Genomic DNA, 19,375 nt, shown 5'->3' with positions numbered 1-19,375 from the left:
TGCGGTTCCCCCTTTCTTATTGATTGCCTTTAGTTGGAAGAACTTCGCCACGATAAATCCACACTTTAACACCCAGTTTACCGTACATGGTGTTAGCTTCTGCAGTACCATAGTCGATATCTGCACGCAATGTGTGTAGTGGTACAGTTCCTTCACTGTAGTATTCAGCACGGGCGATGTCAGCTCCGCCGAGACGACCGGAAACTTGAGTACGGATACCTTTGGCACCTGCACGCATGGAGCGTTGAATGCTCTGCTTTTGTGCACGACGGAAAGATACGCGGTTTTCCAGCTGCTTGGCGATACTATCAGATACGAGAGTAGCATCAAGATCAGGCTTTTTAACCTCGATAATGTTGATGTGAACTCGTTTGCCTGTGCGGTTGTTCAATTCTTTACGTAGAGCTTCCACTTCGGAACCACCTTTACCGATAACCATTCCAGGTTTTGCGGTATGGATCGTTACGTTTACGCGGTTCGCAGCACGTTCGATCTCGATAGTAGATACAGAAGCTTCGCTTAGACGTTTCTCGATATATTCACGGATTTCAATATCTTCGTGGAGAAGGTTTGCATATTCGTTGTCTGCGTACCATTTCGACTCCCAGTCGCGAATGACACCGACACGGAAACCTATCGGATTAACTTTTTGGCCCACTGATTATCCCTCCTTCTTTTCTGATACAACCACTGTGATGTGGCTGGTTCTTTTGTTGATCTGACTCGCGCGTCCCATAGCACGTGGACGGAAACGTTTGAGTGTTGTGCCTTCGTCTACGAATGCTTCGGAAACGACCAGGTTGTCAGGATCCAGCTCATTGTTGTGTTCAGCGTTAGCGATAGCTGAATTCAATACTTTTTCAATAATCGGCGAAGCTCCGCGATTTGTGTTGCGTAGTGTCGCAATAGCATCACCGGTGTCCATTCCTCGAATCAAGTCGATAACTAAACGCGCTTTACGAGGAGCGATACGGACTGTTTTAGCAACTGCTTTAGCTTGCATGGAAGTGCCTCCTCTCTACCTTAGCGTTTTGTTTTTCTGTCGTCACCAGAGTGCCCTTTGAACGTACGGGTCGGTGCGAATTCACCCAGTTTGTGTCCTACCATGTCTTCTGTAACATAAACTGGTACATGTTTACGTCCGTCATATACAGCAATTGTCTGACCGACGAAGTTTGGGAAAATTGTGGAACGGCGTGACCACGTTTTGATCACGTGACTGTTGTTACCTTCGTTGTTGCTTTCGACTTTTTTCATCAAATGGTCATCTACAAAAGGTCCCTTTTTCAGGCTGCGGCCCATTGATAAACCTCCCTTCGCGATTGAGAGACGGGGTTGTTATCCCGCCCTTTCAATCCCGTTATTTTTTACCTTTTCTGCGTACAATATATTTATCAGTAGATTTATTACGTTTACGCGTCTTGTAACCAAGAGTCGGCTGACCCCATGGTGTAACTGGAGATGGCATACCGATAGGGGCACGGCCTTCACCACCACCGTGTGGGTGATCACTAGGGTTCATAACAGAACCACGTACACCCGGGCGCTTACCTTGCCAGCGGGAACGTCCAGCTTTACCGATGCTGATAAGTTCATGTTCAACGTTTCCTACCTGGCCGATAGTTGCACGGCACGTGCTGAGGATGAGGCGAACCTCTCCGGAAGCGAGACGTACAAGTGTGTACTTGCCTTCACGACCGAGAATCTGACCGGAAGCACCTGCGGAGCGTACAAGCTGACCGCCGCGTCCTGGTTTCAGTTCAACGTTGTGTACTGTCGTACCTACAGGCAGGTCGATCAGTTTTTTTGCGTTACCCGGTTTGATGTCTGCATCTTTCCCGGAAGAAATTTCTTTGCCTACTTTAAGACCTTTCGGTGCAAGGATGTAGCGCTTCTCCCCATCTGCATAGTTGATCAATGCAATGTTAGCGGAACGGTTCGGATCGTATTCGATCGTAGCAACGCGTCCTGGTATTCCGTCTTTATCGCGTTTGAAGTCGATAACACGGTACTGACGCTTGTGTCCGCCGCCTTGATGACGAACCGTGATACGACCGTGCGTGTTACGTCCACCGCGTTTGTGCAGCGGAGTAAGCAGGGAGCGTTCCGGTTTGTCCGTAGTAATTTCTGCGAAGTCTGACATAGACATATGCCGACGACCATTAGTTATTGGACGGAATTTTTTAATCGCCATCTTTTTTCCCTCCTTCAGTTTTTATTTATACTTCGAAAAATTCGATTTCTTCACTGTTTTCAGTAAGTGTAACAATCGCACGTTTCTTATCGGAACGGTATCCACCGTACCTGCCCATGCGCTTGAATTTACCTTTGCGGTTGATAGTGTTGACGCCGGCTACTTCTACTCCGAAAATCTCTTCGACTGCTTTTCTGATCTCCGTTTTATTAGCTTTTGTTTCCACTTCAAACGTGTATTTCTTTTCTCCCATAAGATCGGCAGAATTCTCAGTGATTACGGGGCGCTTAATAATATCGCGTGGTTCTTTCATTATGAGAGCACCTCCCCTACTTTTTCAGCCGCATCTTTCGTTACAATAACTTTGTCATGCGTAAGCAAATCAAGAACGCTTACTTGGTCAAACGTTACCGTTTCGACTTTTGGCAGGTTATTGGAAGAAAGAACGACATTTTCTTCTTTCTGTGCTGTAATGATAAGTGCACTTTCGTTTGCGTCCAGTGCTTTAAGGAAGTTGACTACTTCTTTCGTTTTCGGAGCGTCCATGGACAACTCTTCTACGGCAAAAAGGTTTTCTTCCTGAACTTTTGAAGAGTAAGCAGAACGAAGTGCAAGACGACGTACTTTTTTAGGCAATTTGTAACTGTAGCTGCGTGGTGTAGGGCCGAATACTGTTCCGCCGCCTACCCATTGCGGGGCACGGATAGTACCTTGACGGGCACGACCTGTACCTTTCTGGCGCCATGGTTTACGTCCACCGCCACTCACTTCGCCGCGTGACTTCACTTTATGCGTCCCCTGACGCTTGGAAGCCTGTTGCATAAGAACAGTCTCATGAAGCACGTGTGTGTTCGGTTCGATACCGAATACCGCATCGTTCAAATCCAAATCTCCAACTTTCGAACCGCTTTGGTTAAATAGTGCTACTTTAGGCATGACATATCCTCCTTTCGTTTATTATTAGTTAGCCTTGACCGCACTTTGAACTTGTACGTAAGATTTTTTCGCACCAGGTACGTTACCTTTAACGAGAAGCAGGTTGCGCTCAGCGTCAACTTTCACTACTTCAAGGTTTTGAATGGTTACCTGATTGCCACCCATCTGACCCGGAAGGTCTTTGCCTTTAAATACGTGCATGGAGTTGATATCCCCAAGCGTACCAGGGCGACGGTGATAGCGTGAACCGTGTGTTTCAGGTCCGCGGGAGTGGTTGAAACGTTTGATCGTTCCCTGGAACCCTTTCCCTTTGGATGTTCCTGTTACGTCGATTGCGTCACCTTCTGCGAATAAATCCACCTTAACTTCCTGACCAAGTTCATAGTCGTCAGTATTAACGTTACGGACTTCACGAACGTAGCGCTTAGGTGTTGTGTTAGCTTTTTTAGCATGTCCTGTTTCAGGCTTTTTCACACGATTCGCTTTTTGATCAGCGAAACCTAATTGAATGGAATCGTAACCGTCATTTTCCGTAGTTTTCTTTTGAAGAACTACGTTCGGCTCAGCCTGAATTACTGTTACAGGTACAAGTTCTCCGTTATCGGAGAAGATCTGAGTCATACCGACTTTACGTCCTAAGATACTTTTCGTCATCCGTTACACCTCCTATTATATCGTTTCATTTATAGTTTGATTTCAATATCTACACCAGACGGCAGGTCCAGACGCATCAATGCATCGACCGTTTGTGGTGTCGGGTTTACAATGTCGATAAGACGCTTGTGCGTGCGCATTTCAAACTGCTCACGAGCATCTTTGAATTTGTGGGTCGCACGTAGTACAGTGTACACCGATTTGTCTGTAGGAAGCGGGATCGGACCCGATACTTCAGCTCCAGAACGGTTAGCTGTATCTACAATCTTTTCAGCGGACTGATCCAGAACTCTGTGATCGAACGCCTTCAAACGAATACGAATTTTCTCTTTTGCCATTATTTTCCCTCCTTTATCGCCTATTTTCAAAACAGACTGGCTCCACGAAAATTCCTTGACTCACCTGCCATGGCAAAGGGGCCGGGTGTGTCAACAACCTTCCGTATCATCGTCTTTCATGACCAACATTAAATATTATAAAGAAAACCCCCCTTAAATGCAAGGGGTTTAGTAATTTTTTTATGTGATCATCCTTAAACATTCTACCTATTTTCCCCGCTGAATGCAACCCCGTTTTTTCGAGAACTGATTCAGCGAATGAAAATGTTCTGGTAACAAAAAAAGATCAGGGGGCAATCCCCTGATCTTTTCGGGCTTTTATTATTACTCGTCGATACGGGCAACAACGCCGGCGCCTACAGTACGTCCACCTTCACGGATGGAGAACTTCGTACCGTCTTCGATTGCGATTGGAGAGATAAGGTTAACTGTCATCTCTACGTTATCGCCAGGCATTACCATTTCTACTCCCTCAGGAAGTTCGATAACACCAGTTACGTCCGTAGTACGGAAGTAGAATTGCGGACGGTAGTTGTCGAAGAATGGAGTGTGACGTCCACCTTCATCTTTTGAAAGTACATATACTTCCGCGTGGAATTTCGTGTGCGGTGTGATAGTACCCGGCTTAGCAAGAACCTGACCGCGGTTGATATCTTCACGCGCTACACCACGTAGAAGTGCACCAATGTTGTCGCCAGCTTCTGCATAGTCGAGAAGCTTACGGAACATTTCAACACCAGTTACAGTAGTTTTCTTAGCTTCTGGAGCAAGACCGATGATTTCTACATCGTCACCGACTTTAACCTGTCCACGCTCAACACGGCCAGTCGCAACTGTACCACGGCCAGTGATGGAGAAAACGTCCTCAACAGGCATCATGAATGGCTTGTCTGTGTCACGGTCCGGTGTTGGGATGTGAGCATCAACTTCAGCCATAAGGTCAAGGATAGCCTGCTCGTGGTCAGCATCGCCTTCGATAGCTTTAAGAGCAGAACCTTTAACAACTGGAGACTCGTCTCCGTCAAAGTCATACTCGGATAGAAGATCGCGAACTTCCATTTCAACAAGTTCAAGAAGTTCTTCGTCGTCTACCATGTCAGTTTTGTTAAGGAAAACAACGATAGCCGGAACACCGACCTGACGGGATAGAAGGATGTGCTCACGAGTTTGTGGCATCGGACCGTCAGCTGCGGATACTACAAGGATAGCTCCGTCCATTTGAGCTGCACCAGTGATCATGTTTTTAACATAGTCAGCGTGACCTGGGCAGTCTACGTGTGCATAGTGGCGAGTTTCAGTTTCGTACTCAACGTGAGCTGTGGAGATAGTGATCCCACGCTCGCGCTCTTCAGGTGCTCCATCGATGGAGTCGTATGCGCGAGCTTCCCCGCTACCGGAAGTTTTGTGAAGTACAGTTGTGATTGCTGCAGTTAGAGTTGTTTTACCATGGTCAACGTGTCCGATAGTACCAATGTTAACGTGGGACTTTGACCGGTCGAATTTTTCTTTAGCCATTCTATAGTTCCTCCTTTAATATAATGAAAATGTATTTATAAAGGTATTGGATGGAGCAGGGAAGAAACCAAATTCTTCTCTGCTTACCATACAATTATTCCTTTTAAACGTCAATAAGATTAATTAACCACCGACGTTTTTCTTAATGATCTCTTCGGAAATGCTTTTCGGCACTTCTGCATAGTGATCAAAGTACATAGTGTAAGCTCCGCGACCCTGCGTGTTAGAACGAAGAGCAGTCGCGTAACCGAACATTTCGGAAAGCGGTACGTACGCGTTTACGACCTGAGCCGGTCCGCGAGCTTCCATACCGTCTACACGTCCACGACGTGAAGTGACATCACCCATGATGTCTCCCATGTACTCTTCAGGGATGACGATTTCTACTCTCATCATCGGCTCAAGAAGTACCGGCTGACATTTACTTTTCGCTTCTTTAAGCGCCATGGAACCAGCTACTTTAAATGCCATTTCGTTAGAGTCTACATCGTGGTAGCTTCCATCGAAAAGAGTAGCTTTAACGTCAACAAGCGGGTAACCGGCCAACACACCGTTTTCCATTGATTCTCTGAGTCCCTGTTCAACGGAAGGGATATATTCGCGTGGTACTACACCACCGACGATTTTGTTCACGAACTCAAAACCGGCACCTTCTTCGTTAGGTTCGATAGTGACCCATACGTGTCCATACTGACCACGTCCGCCGGACTGACGTACGAATTTACCTTCCACATTCGCAGAAGCGCGGAATGTTTCACGATAGGCAACCTGCGGAGCACCGATGTCGGCGTCCACTTTGAATTCACGTTTCAGACGGTCAACAATGATGTCCAGGTGAAGTTCACCCATACCGGAGATGATCGTCTGACCGGTTTCTTCATGTGTTTCCGTACGGAATGTAGGATCTTCTTCTGCCAGTTTACCAAGAGCGATGGACATTTTGTCCTGATCCGCTTTCGATTTCGGCTCGATCGCTACGTCGATTACCGGTTCAGGGAATTCCATGGTTTCAAGAATAACGAGATTCTTTTCATCACACAATGTGTCTCCTGTTCCAGTATCTTTAAGTCCGACGGCACCGGCGATGTCACCGGAGTACACTTGTGAAATCTCTTCACGGGAGTTTGCGTGCATCTGCAGGATACGACCTACACGCTCACGTTTATCCTTCGTGGAGTTTTTCACGTATGAACCGGATTTCAACGTACCTGAGTAAACCCTGAAGAAAGTAAGTTTACCGACGTAAGGATCCGTCGCCACTTTAAATGCAAGAGCGGAGAACGGCTCGTCATCGTCAGGTTTACGTACTACTTCTTCTTCCGTCTGTGGCACGTGGCCTTCAATGGCACGTACATCCAGCGGTGATGGAAGGTAGTCGATAACTCCGTCAACAAGTAGCTGAACACCTTTGTTTTTAAAGGCAGATCCGCAGTATACCGGGTAGAACTCAACGTCCAGGGTACCCTGACGAATAGCTTTCTTAAGCTCGTCGTTGTTGATTTCTTCTCCTTCGAGATATTTCATCATGAGCTCTTCGTCAAGTTCTGCAACGGACTCGATAAGTTTACCACGGTATTCTTCCGCCTGTTCTTTATACTCATCCGGGATTTCGCGGGCTTCCGCACGCGTTCCGAGATCATCAAGATAGTAGAAGGCTTGCATAGAGATCAGATCGATAATTCCTTCGAAGTGATCTTCGGCACCGATTGGAAGCTGTACAGCCGCAGCGTTAGCTCCGAGACGTTCCTGAAGGGTTCCGAGGGAGTAGATGAAATCTGCTCCTACTTTATCCATCTTGTTGACGAATACGATACGCGGAACGCCGTACGTCGTCGCCTGGCGCCATACTGTTTCTGTCTGAGGTTCTACACCGGACTGGGCGTCCAGTACAGCAATGGATCCGTCCAATACACGCAGGGAACGTTCCACTTCGACTGTGAAGTCTACGTGTCCCGGTGTATCGATGATGTTGATACGGTGACCTTTCCATTGTGCTGTCGTTGCTGCAGAAGTAATCGTGATTCCACGCTCCTGCTCCTGGGACATCCAGTCCATCTGAGAAGCACCTTCGTGTGTTTCTCCGATTTTGTGAATACGCCCCGTGTAGAAAAGGATACGTTCTGTTGCTGTCGTTTTACCGGCATCGATGTGAGCCATGATGCCAATGTTCCGAGTATTTTCCAAGGAGAACTCTCTAGGCATGAATCCTTCTCCTCCCTAATTAAGAATTTTTGTTTCTCGTACTTACCAGCGATAGTGAGCGAATGCTTTGTTCGCTTCGGCCATCTTGTGCATTTCTTCACGGCGTTTCACGGCAGCACCTGTATTGTTTGCTGCGTCAAGAATTTCATTCGCCAGACGTTCCTGCATTGTCTTCTCGCCGCGTAGACGCGCATAGTTTACAAGAAAACGGAGTCCGAGTGCCTGACGACGCTCCGGACGAACTTCAACCGGTACCTGATAGTTGGAACCACCGACGCGGCGGGCGCGTACTTCAAGTACTGGCATTACGTTCTTCATGGCTTCATCAAAAGCCTCCATGGCATCATTTCCGCTACGTTCCTGAACGAGTTCAAATGCTTTGTAAAGAATGGTCTGGGCTTTCCCGCGTTTACCGTCCACCATAATCTGGTTGATCAGACGCGTTACTAGCTTGGAATCATAAATAGGGTCGGCTAACACATCACGTTTAGCTACTGGACCTTTACGTGGCATATGTCCCCCTCCTTCCTTCGAGTGTTGATCGTTTTATTTTACTGCTTAGGTTTTTTTCTACCGTACTTGGAACGGCCTTGTCTGCGGCCTTCTACCGGTGCTGTGTCAAGCGCACCGCGAACAACGTGATAACGTACACCTGGCAAGTCTTTAACACGACCGCCACGGATAAGTACCACACTGTGCTCCTGAAGATTGTGCCCCATTCCTGGAATGTAGGCGTTCACTTCGAGCTGGTTAGTCAAACGCACACGTGCATATTTACGAAGAGCCGAGTTCGGTTTCTTCGGAGCCATTGTACCGACACGGGTACATACACCACGTTTTTGTGGAGACGGCTCGTCAGTCATGCGTTTTCTGTAACTGTTATACCCCTTGTTAAGAGCTGGTGAGTCAGTTTTTTTACTTTTACTCACACGGCCTTTACGTACGAGTTGGTTAATTGTTGGCATGATGTTGTCCTCCCTTCATTTCTTAATACCACACATCCAGGTGGTTCATAAAAAGGCAAAAAACAAAGCTTTCGCGCAACACGCGCCAAAACCTGTTATTTAATAGCCACTGTTGCAGCACCTACATCAATTCCGCAGGCGTTTCCGAGTTCTTTTGCTGATGGAACTTCATGGTAGTCAACGGAAAATTGACGGGCGACTTTGATCACCTTTCCTGTAACTTCCGGATCGGCATCTGCTGCCACTATCACTTCCGTTACTGTTCCGGCTTTAATCGCTTTGATGGTCTGCTTTGTTCCAATCACTAAATTCGATTTAGCCTGTGCTACTTTTTCATAAGACAATAGCATATCCTCCAAAGTAACAAGGTTGTGGAAGCACCTTGATTATAGTACCACCCTATCCTATGAGTGTCAACACTCCATAGAGTTTTTTTCTCAAGGTACTTCCTTCTGTCACCCTTGTATTTAAGCTTGCGTAGGTTCTTCCTGAACCTGCTCTTCCCGGTTCTTGTTCTCGTGTTCGGACTGGATCGTACGATAACGATTCATGCCGGTACCCGCAGGCACAAGTTTACCGATAATAACGTTCTCTTTAAGACCAAGTAGTTCATCGCGTTTTCCTTTGATCGCTGCATCGGTCAGGACACGAGTCGTTTCCTGGAAGGAAGCAGCCGAAAGGAAGCTGTCCGTTTCAAGGGAAGCCTTCGTAATACCAAGGATGACCGGTCTGCCGACTGCCGGCTGCCCGCCTTCCATGAGTACACGCTGGTTGGCTTCTTTGAACTGATGGATTTCCATGAGAGTCCCTGGAAGTACATCCGTATCACCGGAGTCCAGCACACGCACCTTACGAAGCATCTGGCGCACCATTACTTCTACGTGTTTATCGGAAATTTCCACCCCTTGCATACGGTACACTTTCTGAACTTCTTTAAGGAGGTAAGCTTCCACCCCTTCAAGACCTCTTACCTGAAGCAGTTCTTTCGGATCGATAGAACCTTCCGTAAGAGCGTCCCCGGATTTCACTTCATCTCCGACGTTCAGTTTCATTCTTGCCCCGTAAGGAGCTGTATAACTTCGGGATTCTACGGCTCCCTGTACAGTGATTTCAAGTTTCTCTTTAACTTCTTTCACATCATACACCGAACCGTCGATTTCTGAGATGACCGCCTGTCCTTTCGGATTACGTGCCTCCACGATCTCCTGGATACGCGGAAGACCCTGCGTGATGTCATCTCCGGCAACTCCGCCTGTGTGGAACGTACGCATAGTAAGCTGCGTACCAGGTTCACCGATAGACTGAGCAGCAATGATTCCTACTGCCTCTCCGACTTCCACTTCGTCACCTGTTGCCAGGTTACGACCGTAACACTTCTTACAAACGCCGTGTTTCGTATGACAAGTGAAGGCCGAGCGGATGGTTACCTCTTCCACTCCGGAATCTTCAATCGTTTTCGCTGCTTCTTCGGAGATGATTTCGTTACGCACAGCCAGCACCTCTCCGGTCTCCGGATGAGTCACTTTCTGGAATGACGTCCGTCCAACGAGACGATCCACGAGCGGTTCGATGACTTCGGAACCTTCTTTAAGAGCGGACACGTTCAGTCCTCTGTCCGTTCCGCAATCATCTTCACGTACAATTACATCCTGAGCCACGTCTACAAGACGACGGGTGAGATACCCGGAGTCGGCAGTCTTAAGTGCGGTATCCGCAAGACCTTTACGTGCCCCGTGTGTGGAAATAAAGTACTCAAGCACAGTAAGACCTTCCCGGAAACTGGACTTGATCGGTAGTTCGATGATCTGTCCGGACGGGTTAGCCATAAGACCACGCATACCGGCAAGCTGAGTGAAGTTGGATGCGTTACCACGCGCTCCGGAATCACTCATCATGTAAATCGGGTTGGTAGTATCGAGAGACGCCATCAGACGTTCCTGAATGGTGTCTTTCGCCTGCGACCAGATTTCAATGACGCGGTTGTAACGCTCTGTATCTGTAATCAGACCACGACGGAACTGCTTGGAGACTTGGTCCACTTTCTCCTGTCCTTCATCAAGAATTTCTTCTTTGTCACTCAGTACCACCACATCGGAAACCCCGACAGTAATACCGGCTTTCGTGGAATATTTGAAACCGAGATCCTTCATCTCATCCAGCATACGGGACGTTTCACTGATAGAGAAGCGTTTGAACACTTCGGCGATGATATCACCGAGTATACCTTTTTTGAAAGGTGGTACGATCTCCCGCTGTTTCAGATCTTCGTGGACGTCCGTACCTTTTTCGATGAAGTAATGATCAGGTGTTTTAATTTCCAGGTTGCTCTGAGTCGGCTCGTTCATGTAAGGGAACGAAGCCGGAAGCATGTCGTTGAAAATAAGCTTCCCGACAGTCGTAACCAGCATCTGGTTCTTCTGTTCTTCGGTGAAAGTTTCGTTTTTAAGTGAACTGGCCTGTACTGCTACACGTGTGTGCAAGTGTACATATCCGTTCTGATAAGCCATAAGAGCTTCGTTCAGATCTTTGAATCTCATACCTTCACCGATAGCGCCTTTCCTCTCAAGAGAAAGGTAATAGTTACCGAGTACCATGTCCTGGGACGGTGTAACGACCGGTTTTCCATCTTTCGGGTTCAGGATGTTCTGAGCGGCAAGCATCAGGATGCGTGCTTCTGCCTGAGCCTCGGAAGAAAGAGGAACGTGCACGGCCATCTGGTCCCCGTCGAAGTCTGCGTTATAAGCAGTACAAACGAGCGGGTGAAGGCGGATTGCCCGTCCTTCCACCAGTGTCGGTTCGAAAGCCTGGATACCCAGACGGTGAAGTGTAGGTGCGCGGTTCAACAGTACCGGATGTTCTTTGATAACGTCTTCCAGTACATCCCATACTTCGTCGTGAACCCGTTCAATCTTACGTTTCGCCGATTTGATGTTGTGAGCAAGACCTCTTGAGACAAGCTCTTTCATAACGAACGGTTTGAACAGTTCCAGCGCCATTTCTCTCGGGAGCCCACACTGGTACATTTTCAGACTCGGACCTACGATGATAACGGAACGACCGGAATAGTCGACACGTTTCCCGAGCAGGTTCTGACGGAAACGACCCTGTTTCCCTTTCAGCATGTGAGAAAGAGATTTCAAAGGACGGTTACCGGGACCGGTGACCGGACGACCGCGACGCCCGTTATCGATAAGCGCATCCACTGCTTCCTGAAGCATACGTTTTTCGTTTTGCACGATAATAGTCGGAGCTCCAAGATCAAGCAGACGCTTCAGACGGTTGTTACGGTTGATGACCCGGCGATACAGATCGTTCAGGTCGGACGTCGCAAAACGGCCTCCATCCAGCTGTACCATCGGACGAAGCTCCGGAGGGATGACCGGAAGAACATCAAGAATCATCCATGCAGGGTCATTCCCTGAGTTACGGAAGGACTCCAGCACCTCGAGACGCTTAATCGCTCTTGTGCGTCGCTGTCCCTGCGCTGTTTTCAATTCTTCTTTAAGTGTTCCCACTTCTTCATCAAGATCTATATCATATAGAAGGAGACGGATTGCTTCGGCTCCCATATCAGCATGAAAACCGGTTCTGTACTTCTCGCGATACGAACGGTATTCCTTCTCGGAAAGAAGCTGTTTCTTCTCAAGGCCCGTTTCTCCCGGATCCGTAACGATGTAAGAGGCAAAATAAATGACCTCTTCCAGCGCTCTCGGGGACATATCAAGTACAAGTCCCATCCGGCTCGGAATTCCTTTGAAGTACCAGATGTGAGAAATCGGGGCAGCGAGTTCCAGGTGCCCCATACGCTCACGGCGTACTTTCGATTTCGTCACTTCCACTCCACAACGGTCACAAACGATTCCTTTGTACCGGACACGTTTGTATTTTCCGCAGTGACACTCCCAGTCCTTTTGAGGACCGAAAATACGCTCACAGAAAAGACCGTCCTTCTCCGGTTTCAACGTCCTGTAGTTGATTGTTTCCGGCTTCTTCACTTCTCCGTATGACCAGGAACGAATCTTATCGGATGAAGCTAAACCTATCTTCATATATTCAAAATTATTTACATCTATCAAAGGGCTTACCTCCCTTAAAGTCTCCAGGTTTTCCCCAAGCCATTTTGTGCTTTCGTCTCTTAGCTTTCCATATTCAGCTTTTCAGTTTCGATAATCTGATCTTCTTCAAGATCTCGCATTTCTATTTCTGATTCGTCGGCAGCAAGAATTTTTACATCCATACCGAGACTCTGCAGTTCCTTGATCAGTACCTTGAAGGATTCAGGCACTCCGGGTTCAGGGACGTTATCCCCTTTTACGATCGCTTCATACGTCTTCACACGTCCAACGACGTCATCCGACTTCACTGTCAGAATTTCCTGAAGGGTATAAGCCGCACCGTATGCTTCCAGAGCCCATACTTCCATTTCACCGAAACGCTGACCGCCGAATTGCGCTTTACCGCCAAGCGGCTGCTGAGTTACGAGTGAATAAGGTCCTGTCGAACGGGCGTGAAGTTTATCGTCCACCATGTGGGACAGCTTGATCATATACATCACACCTACGGAGATACGGTTGTCGAACGGTTCTCCGGTACGTCCGTCATAGAGGAGCGTTTTCGCATCGCGCGGAAGTCCTGCTTCCTCGAGTGTTTCCCACACATCTTCTTCACGGGCCCCGTCGAAAACAGGGGATGCGACACGCTCACCCAACTGACGGGCAGCCATACCGAGATGCAGTTCCAGCACCTGTCCGATGTTCATACGGGACGGTACACCAAGCGGGTTGAGCATGACGTCCACCGGTGTTCCATCAGGCATGAAAGGCATGTCTTCTTCCGGAAGGATTTTTGAAATGACACCTTTGTTACCGTGACGTCCGGCCATTTTGTCCCCCTCAGAAATCTTACGTTTCTGAGCGATATATACGCGGATCAGCTGGTTTACACCAGGAGACAATTCATCACCGTCTTCACGGTTGAATATCTTCACGTCAAGGACGATACCACCGGCACCGTGCGGCACACGCAGGGAAGTGTCCCGTACTTCACGGGCTTTTTCTCCAAAAATAGCGTGGAGGAGACGTTCTTCTGCGGAAAGTTCGGTAACACCTTTAGGCGTCACTTTACCGACGAGAAGATCTCCGTCACTAACCTCTGCGCCTATGCGGATAATTCCGCGATCATCAAGATCACGAAGAGCTTCTTCCCCTACGTTCGGAATATCGCGGGTGATTTCTTCCGGTCCGAGTTTTGTATCACGGGCTTCCGATTCATATTCCTCGATATGGATGGAAGTATACACATCGTCTTTTACGAGACGTTCGCTCATGATTACGGCGTCCTCGTAGTTATAACCATCCCAGGTCATAAAGGCCACGAGCGGGTTCTGTCCGAGCGCCAGCTCTCCCATATCCATGGAAGGTCCATCGGCAAGGATTTCACCTTTGTTGACACGGTCTCCTTTGGATACGATCGGACGCTGGTTGTAACAGCTGCCCTGGTTGGAGCGGATGAATTTCTGGAGACGGTATTTGTCGAGATCGCCTTCCACTTCTTTTCCGTCCACTTCGGAGATACGGCGTACGTGTACTTCTTTCGCTTCCACCCGTTCTACGATACCAGGGTGACGGTTGATGACCGATGCACCGGAATCCTTACCGGACACATATTCCATCCCGGTACCTACAATAGGGGCATCCGGCTGGATAAGAGGTACTGCCTGACGCTGCATGTTGGCACCCATAAGAGAACGGTTGGAGTCATCGTTCTCAAGGAAAGGAATACAGGCAGTCGCAGCAGAAACGACCTGCTTCGGTGAAACGTCCATATAGTCGAGGCGATCGCGGCTCACGGCCGTGTTCTCACCACGGAAACGGGCGATAACTTCAGAGTCCGCAAAAGAACCGTCTTCATTCAGAATGGCGTTCGCCTGAGCGACTACATAGTTGTCTTCCTCGTCCGCCGTCAGGTAATCGATATATTCCGTGACTTTACCGGTTTCGTGATCCACACGGCGATACGGCGTCTCAATAAAGCCGAATTCATTCACTTTCGCATAGCTTGAAAGCGAGTTGATCAGTCCGATGTTCGGGCCTTCCGGCGTTTCGATCGGGCACATACGCCCGTAGTGGGAATAGTGAACGTCACGAACTTCAAAACCTGCACGCTCACGTGTCAGACCACCAGGTCCAAGCGCGGACAGACGACGCTTATGCGTAAGTTCGGCAAGCGGGTTCGTCTGGTCCATAAACTGGGACAGCTGGGAACTTCCGAAGAATTCCTTGATAGAAGCTATCACCGGTCTGATGTTAATGAGCTGCTGTGGTGTAATGGAAGAGGTGTCCTGGATGGACATACGTTCACGGATTACACGCTCCATACGGGAAAGACCGATACGGAACTGGTTCTGCAGCAACTCTCCGACACTGCGCAGACGACGGTTACCCAGATGGTCGATATCATCTGTATGACCGACTTTATGGAGGAGGTTAAAGAAATAACTGATGGATGATACGATATCGGCAGGAGTGATGTGTTTCACATCTTTATCCACGTTCGCATTACCGATAACATTGATCGATTTTTCACCTTCCGGATCTGTAGGGTCCACGACCTTCACAGATTGAACTTTAACATCTTCATCCAGAATTGCGTCTCCAGGCTGGAGATCTTCTTCAGCGAGCGAATTCTCTTCTTTATCGAAGTGAGGGATGAGTCTATTCAGAAGACGACGGTCGATTTTGTCGCCTTTTTCACCGAGAACTTCTCCCGTTTCTTCATCTACAAGCGTCTCCGCAAGCACCTGATTAAAAAGACGATCCTTAATATGAAGCTTCTTGTTCATCTTGTAACGACCGACACGCGCCGAGTCATATCGTTTCGGGTCGAAGAATCTGGAAATGAGAAGGTTTTTCGCATTTTCCACTGTCGGCGGCTCTCCAGGGCGAAGTCTCTCGTAAATTTCCAGAAGAGCTTTCTCACTGTTCTCCGTATTGTCTTTTTCAAGAGTATTTCTTAAATATTCGTTGTCTCCAAGCAGCTCGATGATTTCCTCATCGTTACTGAAACCGAGAGCACGAAGCAGTACAGTGATCGGCATCTTACGGGTACGGTCGATACGCACGTGGGCTACATCTTTCGCATCCGTTTCAAATTCAAGCCATGCACCGCGGTTCGGAATAACTGTGGCAGTGTGACCACGTTTCCCGTTCTTATCGACTTTGGCGTTGAAATAGACACTCGGGGAGCGGACCAGCTGCGAAACGATGACACGTTCCGCACCGTTTATAATGAAAGTACCTGTATCCGTCATAAGCGGGAAGTCTCCCATGAATACTTCCTGTTCTTTCACTTCCCCGGTTTCTTTATTGTGCAGACGAACCTTCACACGAAGAGGTGCGTTGTACGTCACGTCCCGGTCCTTCGATTCATCCACCGGATATTTCGGTTCTCCGAGACTGTAATCCACGAACTCAAGAGACAGATTCCCCGTAAAATCTTCTACAGGAGAGATGTCCTGGAACATCTCCTTCAAACCTTCCTTAAGGAACCAATCGTACGAAGCTGTTTGAATCTCGATAAGATTCGGCAATTCCAAAACTTCACTGATACGCGCGTAACTTCTACGCTGGCGGTGTCGTCCATATTGAACTAGTTGACCTGTCAACAGATTCACCCCTCAAACAAGCATATTATTAACAAATTTCAAGGCATATACATGCCGAAAAAACTTGCTTACTTAAATCTTGGCAAGTAAATATAGTAAACATCCACGAAGTGTGAATGGTTTATCTTCATTTCTCTCTAACGTTAGACAAAAAAGAAAAAAAGGTTTCCCTTATTAAGAAAAGGGACATACGCATAGTTCCTAAGAATTTCTACGTATTTTTACTACTAAGTAAATTGCCTCCTCTACTTCTTTCGAAAACCTCATACCTTACATACATTTTCAGTTGTAGTTTTCCGGAAAATAAAAAAACACTTGACACGTATCTTTTATACCGGCATTTTATTATACTATCACAAACCGAAATGCGGGTCAAACCTTTTTTGCTTTAAAAATGTAGTACCCTTTATTCTTCCGGATCAGATGGACTTCTTTGAAAAGCTCTTTCAATTTTGTTTCTGCGGAGGGCGCCCCCTGTTTCTTCTGGATTACGACCCATAATTCTCCGCCTTCCTTCAGCACATGTTCCGCCTCTTCAAAGATACGGTGAACCGTCTTTTTCCCGGCACGTATCGGCGGGTTGGTAACAGCGGCTGCAAACGTACGGTCTTCTACTGCTTCCGCACCATCACTCTCAATGATTTCAACATTGTTTATCCTGTTCTCTTCCGCATTGACCTTTGCAAGTTCCAGCGCCCGTGCGTTCACGTCCACCATCACTACCGAGCGGGCCGGGCTTTCAGATGCAAGCGCGAGGCCGATCGGGCCATAACCGCAGCCGATATCCAGGATATCCCCCTCCACCTCCGGGGGTTGGAATGTTTCCGCCAGTGTTCTGGAACCGAAGTCGACACCGTCTTTGGAAAATACAGCGTGGTCGGAAAAAAATGTGAATGACTTCCCTTGCAGTGTCACACTCCATTTTTTCCTTTCACTTTTTTTAGACGTATTTCTGGAATAGTAATGTTCTGTCATATAGTCACCCTCTCTCTGCAGGAATTCCGGAGATAAATAAAAGCCCGCCGGAAACAGCGGGCTTTCATCACAGGGCACTTATTACTTAACTTCGATTGTAGCTCCTGCTTCTTCAAGTGTAGCTTTAAGCTCGTCAGCGTCTTCTTTAGCAATACCTTCTTTGATAGGCTTAGGAGCGTTATCAACGAGGTCTTTCGCTTCTTTAAGACCAAGACCAGTTGCTTCGCGGACCGCTTTAACAACTTTGATTTTGGAACTTCCAGGGTTTTCAAGAACTACGTCGAATTCAGTCTGCTCTTCAGCAGCTTCTTCGCCACCTGCTGCGCCTGCTGCTGCTACTGGAGCTGCTGCAGATACACCAAATTCTTCTTCGATTGCTTTTACAAGGTCGTTTAGTTCAAGAACGGACATTTCTTTGATTGCTTCGATAATTTGTTCGTTACTCATGATATTTCCTCCTTAATAGATGTTGAGTAGTACTTACGCACTCTCTTCTTCTTTTTGATCAGCAATAGCCTGAGTGGCATATGCAAGGTTACGCACTGGCGCCTGCAGTACACTCAAGAACATAGCTACAAGTCCTTCGTAATCCGGAAGGGTTGCAAGTTCCTGAATCTGTTCAAGTGTCGCCACCTGACCTTCGACGACGCCGCCTTTGATTTCGAGGTTCGGGTGCTCTTTAGCGAAGTTGTTCAAAACTTTCGCAGGAGCTACAACGTCCTCTTCACTGAACGCAAGAGCAGTCGGACCTACAAGAACCTCATCAAGTTCTGTAAGATCTGCGTCTGCAGTTGCACGACGAACCATCGTGTTCTTGTAGACTTTGAAGTCAACGCCTGCTTCGCGCAAGTTAGCACGAAGTTCTGTTGCTGCCGCGACGTTCAAACCGCGGTAATCTACAAGTACTGCAGCTTTGCTATTGCGGAACTTATCAGCAATTTCAGAGACGACCTGCTGTTTCTGCTCAATTACTTTGCTCATTGTTCCACCTCCTAATAAACTGCCATCATACCGTCCGGTGCAAAGAAAAAGCCTCCATGCACCGAGACATGGAGGCTCCTCATAAAGCAGGAAAACCTGCCTGTTTATAAGCGAACACCTCGGCAGGAAATTAAGCGCCCGGGGCGCACCTGCTGTCTACGGTACAACGTATACATTTATATAACAACGATTATCATATCTGATCTGAACCGGAAAGTCAAGGAATAATTACTTGGAAGAGCCGGAAATGTCGACCTTGATTCCAGGACCCATAGTTGCAGATACAGCAGCGTTCTTCATGTAAATACCTTTCGTCGCCTGAGGCTTCACTTTAAGAAGTTCTTCTCTAAGGGCGTCGAAGTTCTCTTTGAGTTTCGACTCGTCGAAAGATGCTTTACCGATTGGAACGTGGATATTCGCAGATTTATCAACGCGGTATTCTACTTTACCGGCTTTGATTTCCTGAACAGCTTTTTCGATTTCGAAGGTAACTGTTCCGGTTTTAGGGTTAGGCATAAGTCCTTTTGGTCCAAGTACACGACCAAGTTTCCCTACTTCTGCCATCATGTCAGGAGTAGCGACCACTACATCAAAGTCGAACCATCCCTGGTTGATACTGTTGATAAGATCCTGCTCTCCTACAAAGTCGGCACCTGCCGCTTCCGCTTCTTTAGCTTTGTCGCCTTTAGCGAAAACGAGAACACGCTGTGTTTTACCGGTACCGTGCGGCAATACCATTGCCCCGCGGATTTGCTGGTCTGCTTTTTTAGGGTCTACACCCAGACGAAAAGCAGCTTCTACTGTTTCATCAAAGTTAGCTTTCGCAGTCTGTTTCACAAGACTGATAGCTTCACTTGTTTCATATGCGTTCGAAGTATCAACGAGCTTTTCAATTTCACGTTGTCTTTTTGATTTGTTAGCCATTTCTTTTCCTCCTCGTTGTGGTTTTAGC

19 protein-coding genes and 1 other annotated feature are annotated in these 19,375 nt (G+C 47.7%); all 19 genes read right to left on the bottom strand.

Features of this window, described 5'->3' with window-relative positions; translation table 11 throughout:
- Positions 1–16 precede the first annotated feature (16 nt).
- The 19 genes from rpsC to rplA all read right to left on the bottom strand — a co-directional run bounded on the left by rpsC (position 17) and on the right by rplA (position 19,347).
- Positions 17–658 (bottom strand): 30S ribosomal protein S3, encoded by a 642-nt coding sequence (gene rpsC / locus BLU03_RS12170; RefSeq protein WP_076572504.1) that lies wholly within the window; start codon positions 656–658, stop codon positions 17–19.
- Between the two features lie 3 nt (positions 659–661).
- Positions 662–1,003: a 50S ribosomal protein L22 gene (gene rplV, locus BLU03_RS12165; RefSeq protein ID WP_076572506.1), complete on the bottom strand. Its 342-nt coding sequence runs from the start codon at positions 1,001–1,003 to the stop codon at positions 662–664.
- A gap of 20 nt (positions 1,004–1,023) precedes the next feature.
- The gene (rpsS, locus tag BLU03_RS12160; protein ID WP_008592531.1) at positions 1,024–1,302 is read right to left on the bottom strand and encodes a 30S ribosomal protein S19; all 279 of its coding nucleotides are present in this window, start codon (positions 1,300–1,302) and stop codon (positions 1,024–1,026) included.
- A 58-nt stretch (positions 1,303–1,360) separates the two neighbouring features.
- Complete coding sequence (rplB, locus tag BLU03_RS12155) at positions 1,361–2,194, bottom strand: 50S ribosomal protein L2 (protein ID WP_076572508.1); 834 nt, start codon at positions 2,192–2,194, stop codon at positions 1,361–1,363.
- 25 nt (positions 2,195–2,219) lie between these two features.
- Positions 2,220–2,507: a 50S ribosomal protein L23 gene (rplW, locus tag BLU03_RS12150; RefSeq protein WP_076572510.1), complete on the bottom strand. Its 288-nt coding sequence runs from the start codon at positions 2,505–2,507 to the stop codon at positions 2,220–2,222.
- Positions 2,507–3,130 (bottom strand): 50S ribosomal protein L4, encoded by a 624-nt coding sequence (gene rplD / locus BLU03_RS12145; RefSeq protein WP_093108016.1) that lies wholly within the window; start codon positions 3,128–3,130, stop codon positions 2,507–2,509. The genes rplW and rplD overlap by 1 nt, the downstream gene beginning before the upstream one ends.
- Before the next feature lie 24 nt (positions 3,131–3,154).
- Positions 3,155–3,784, bottom strand: coding sequence for a 50S ribosomal protein L3 (gene rplC, locus BLU03_RS12140; protein WP_076572514.1), 630 nt, complete (start codon positions 3,782–3,784; stop codon positions 3,155–3,157).
- A gap of 29 nt (positions 3,785–3,813) precedes the next feature.
- Positions 3,814–4,122, bottom strand: coding sequence for a 30S ribosomal protein S10 (gene rpsJ, locus BLU03_RS12135; protein ID WP_008592522.1), 309 nt, complete (start codon positions 4,120–4,122; stop codon positions 3,814–3,816).
- Between the two features lie 324 nt (positions 4,123–4,446).
- Complete coding sequence (gene tuf, locus BLU03_RS12130) at positions 4,447–5,637, bottom strand: elongation factor Tu (RefSeq protein WP_093108014.1); 1,191 nt, start codon at positions 5,635–5,637, stop codon at positions 4,447–4,449.
- Positions 5,638–5,760: 123 nt separating this feature from the next.
- A complete protein-coding gene (gene fusA, locus BLU03_RS12125; protein WP_093108012.1) occupies positions 5,761–7,839 on the bottom strand; it encodes an elongation factor G in 2,079 nt (692 codons plus the stop codon).
- A gap of 42 nt (positions 7,840–7,881) precedes the next feature.
- Positions 7,882–8,352 carry a 30S ribosomal protein S7 gene (gene rpsG, locus BLU03_RS12120; protein WP_093108010.1) on the bottom strand — a complete coding sequence of 157 codons (471 nt, stop codon included), beginning with the start codon at positions 8,350–8,352 and terminating at the stop codon, positions 7,882–7,884.
- A 38-nt stretch (positions 8,353–8,390) separates the two neighbouring features.
- The gene (rpsL, locus tag BLU03_RS12115; RefSeq protein ID WP_008592513.1) at positions 8,391–8,804 is read right to left on the bottom strand and encodes a 30S ribosomal protein S12; all 414 of its coding nucleotides are present in this window, start codon (positions 8,802–8,804) and stop codon (positions 8,391–8,393) included.
- Positions 8,805–8,899: 95 nt separating this feature from the next.
- Positions 8,900–9,148, bottom strand: a complete 249-nt coding sequence (locus BLU03_RS12110) for a ribosomal L7Ae/L30e/S12e/Gadd45 family protein (RefSeq protein WP_008592510.1) — start codon at positions 9,146–9,148, stop codon at positions 8,900–8,902.
- Between the two features lie 123 nt (positions 9,149–9,271).
- Entirely contained in the window at positions 9,272–12,880 is a 3,609-nt protein-coding gene (gene rpoC, locus BLU03_RS12105) for a DNA-directed RNA polymerase subunit beta' (RefSeq protein WP_093108008.1), read from the bottom strand.
- 59 nt (positions 12,881–12,939) lie between these two features.
- Positions 12,940–16,467, bottom strand: coding sequence for a DNA-directed RNA polymerase subunit beta (rpoB, locus tag BLU03_RS12100; RefSeq protein ID WP_093108006.1), 3,528 nt, complete (start codon positions 16,465–16,467; stop codon positions 12,940–12,942).
- Positions 16,468–16,839: 372 nt separating this feature from the next.
- Positions 16,840–17,442 carry a class I SAM-dependent methyltransferase gene (locus BLU03_RS12095; RefSeq protein WP_093108032.1) on the bottom strand — a complete coding sequence of 201 codons (603 nt, stop codon included), beginning with the start codon at positions 17,440–17,442 and terminating at the stop codon, positions 16,840–16,842.
- An 81-nt stretch (positions 17,443–17,523) separates the two neighbouring features.
- Positions 17,524–17,889, bottom strand: a complete 366-nt coding sequence (gene rplL / locus BLU03_RS12090) for a 50S ribosomal protein L7/L12 (RefSeq protein WP_008592503.1) — start codon at positions 17,887–17,889, stop codon at positions 17,524–17,526.
- Between the two features lie 33 nt (positions 17,890–17,922).
- Complete coding sequence (gene rplJ / locus BLU03_RS12085) at positions 17,923–18,423, bottom strand: 50S ribosomal protein L10 (RefSeq protein WP_076572524.1); 501 nt, start codon at positions 18,421–18,423, stop codon at positions 17,923–17,925.
- A 35-nt stretch (positions 18,424–18,458) separates the two neighbouring features.
- Positions 18,459–18,603, bottom strand: a sequence feature (ribosomal protein L10 leader region).
- Between the two features lie 48 nt (positions 18,604–18,651).
- Complete coding sequence (gene rplA / locus BLU03_RS12080; protein WP_008592498.1) at positions 18,652–19,347, bottom strand: 50S ribosomal protein L1; 696 nt, start codon at positions 19,345–19,347, stop codon at positions 18,652–18,654.
- Between the last annotated feature and the right edge of the window lie 28 nt (positions 19,348–19,375).

This window comes from Salimicrobium album (assembly GCF_900107115.1).
Lineage (GTDB): Bacteria > Bacillota > Bacilli > Bacillales > Halobacillaceae > Salimicrobium > Salimicrobium album.
This window is presented reverse-complemented; position numbering and strand designations above follow the sequence as displayed.

What these genes read in the sequence shown, in the direction of transcription:
- rplB (WP_076572508.1), bottom strand. Translation starts at nt 2,194, where the DNA reads ATGGCGATTAAAAAATTCCGTCCAATAACTAATGGTCGTCGGCATATG.
- rplW (WP_076572510.1), bottom strand. Translation starts at nt 2,507, where the DNA reads ATGAAAGAACCACGCGATATTATTAAGCGCCCCGTAATCACTGAGAAT.
- fusA (WP_093108012.1), bottom strand. Translation starts at nt 7,839, where the DNA reads ATGCCTAGAGAGTTCTCCTTGGAAAATACTCGGAACATTGGCATCATG.
- rpsJ (WP_008592522.1), bottom strand. Translation starts at nt 4,122, where the DNA reads ATGGCAAAAGAGAAAATTCGTATTCGTTTGAAGGCGTTCGATCACAGA.
- rpsS (WP_008592531.1), bottom strand. Translation starts at nt 1,302, where the DNA reads ATGGGCCGCAGCCTGAAAAAGGGACCTTTTGTAGATGACCATTTGATG.
- rplL (WP_008592503.1), bottom strand. Translation starts at nt 17,889, where the DNA reads ATGAGTAACGAACAAATTATCGAAGCAATCAAAGAAATGTCCGTTCTT.
- rplD (WP_093108016.1), bottom strand. Translation starts at nt 3,130, where the DNA reads ATGCCTAAAGTAGCACTATTTAACCAAAGCGGTTCGAAAGTTGGAGAT.
- rpsG (WP_093108010.1), bottom strand. Translation starts at nt 8,352, where the DNA reads ATGCCACGTAAAGGTCCAGTAGCTAAACGTGATGTGTTAGCCGACCCT.
- rplA (WP_008592498.1), bottom strand. Translation starts at nt 19,347, where the DNA reads ATGGCTAACAAATCAAAAAGACAACGTGAAATTGAAAAGCTCGTTGAT.
- rpsL (WP_008592513.1), bottom strand. Translation starts at nt 8,804, where the DNA reads ATGCCAACAATTAACCAACTCGTACGTAAAGGCCGTGTGAGTAAAAGT.
- rplJ (WP_076572524.1), bottom strand. Translation starts at nt 18,423, where the DNA reads ATGAGCAAAGTAATTGAGCAGAAACAGCAGGTCGTCTCTGAAATTGCT.
- rplC (WP_076572514.1), bottom strand. Translation starts at nt 3,784, where the DNA reads ATGACGAAAAGTATCTTAGGACGTAAAGTCGGTATGACTCAGATCTTC.
- BLU03_RS12095 (WP_093108032.1), bottom strand. Translation starts at nt 17,442, where the DNA reads ATGACAGAACATTACTATTCCAGAAATACGTCTAAAAAAAGTGAAAGG.
- tuf (WP_093108014.1), bottom strand. Translation starts at nt 5,637, where the DNA reads ATGGCTAAAGAAAAATTCGACCGGTCAAAGTCCCACGTTAACATTGGT.
- rplV (WP_076572506.1), bottom strand. Translation starts at nt 1,003, where the DNA reads ATGCAAGCTAAAGCAGTTGCTAAAACAGTCCGTATCGCTCCTCGTAAA.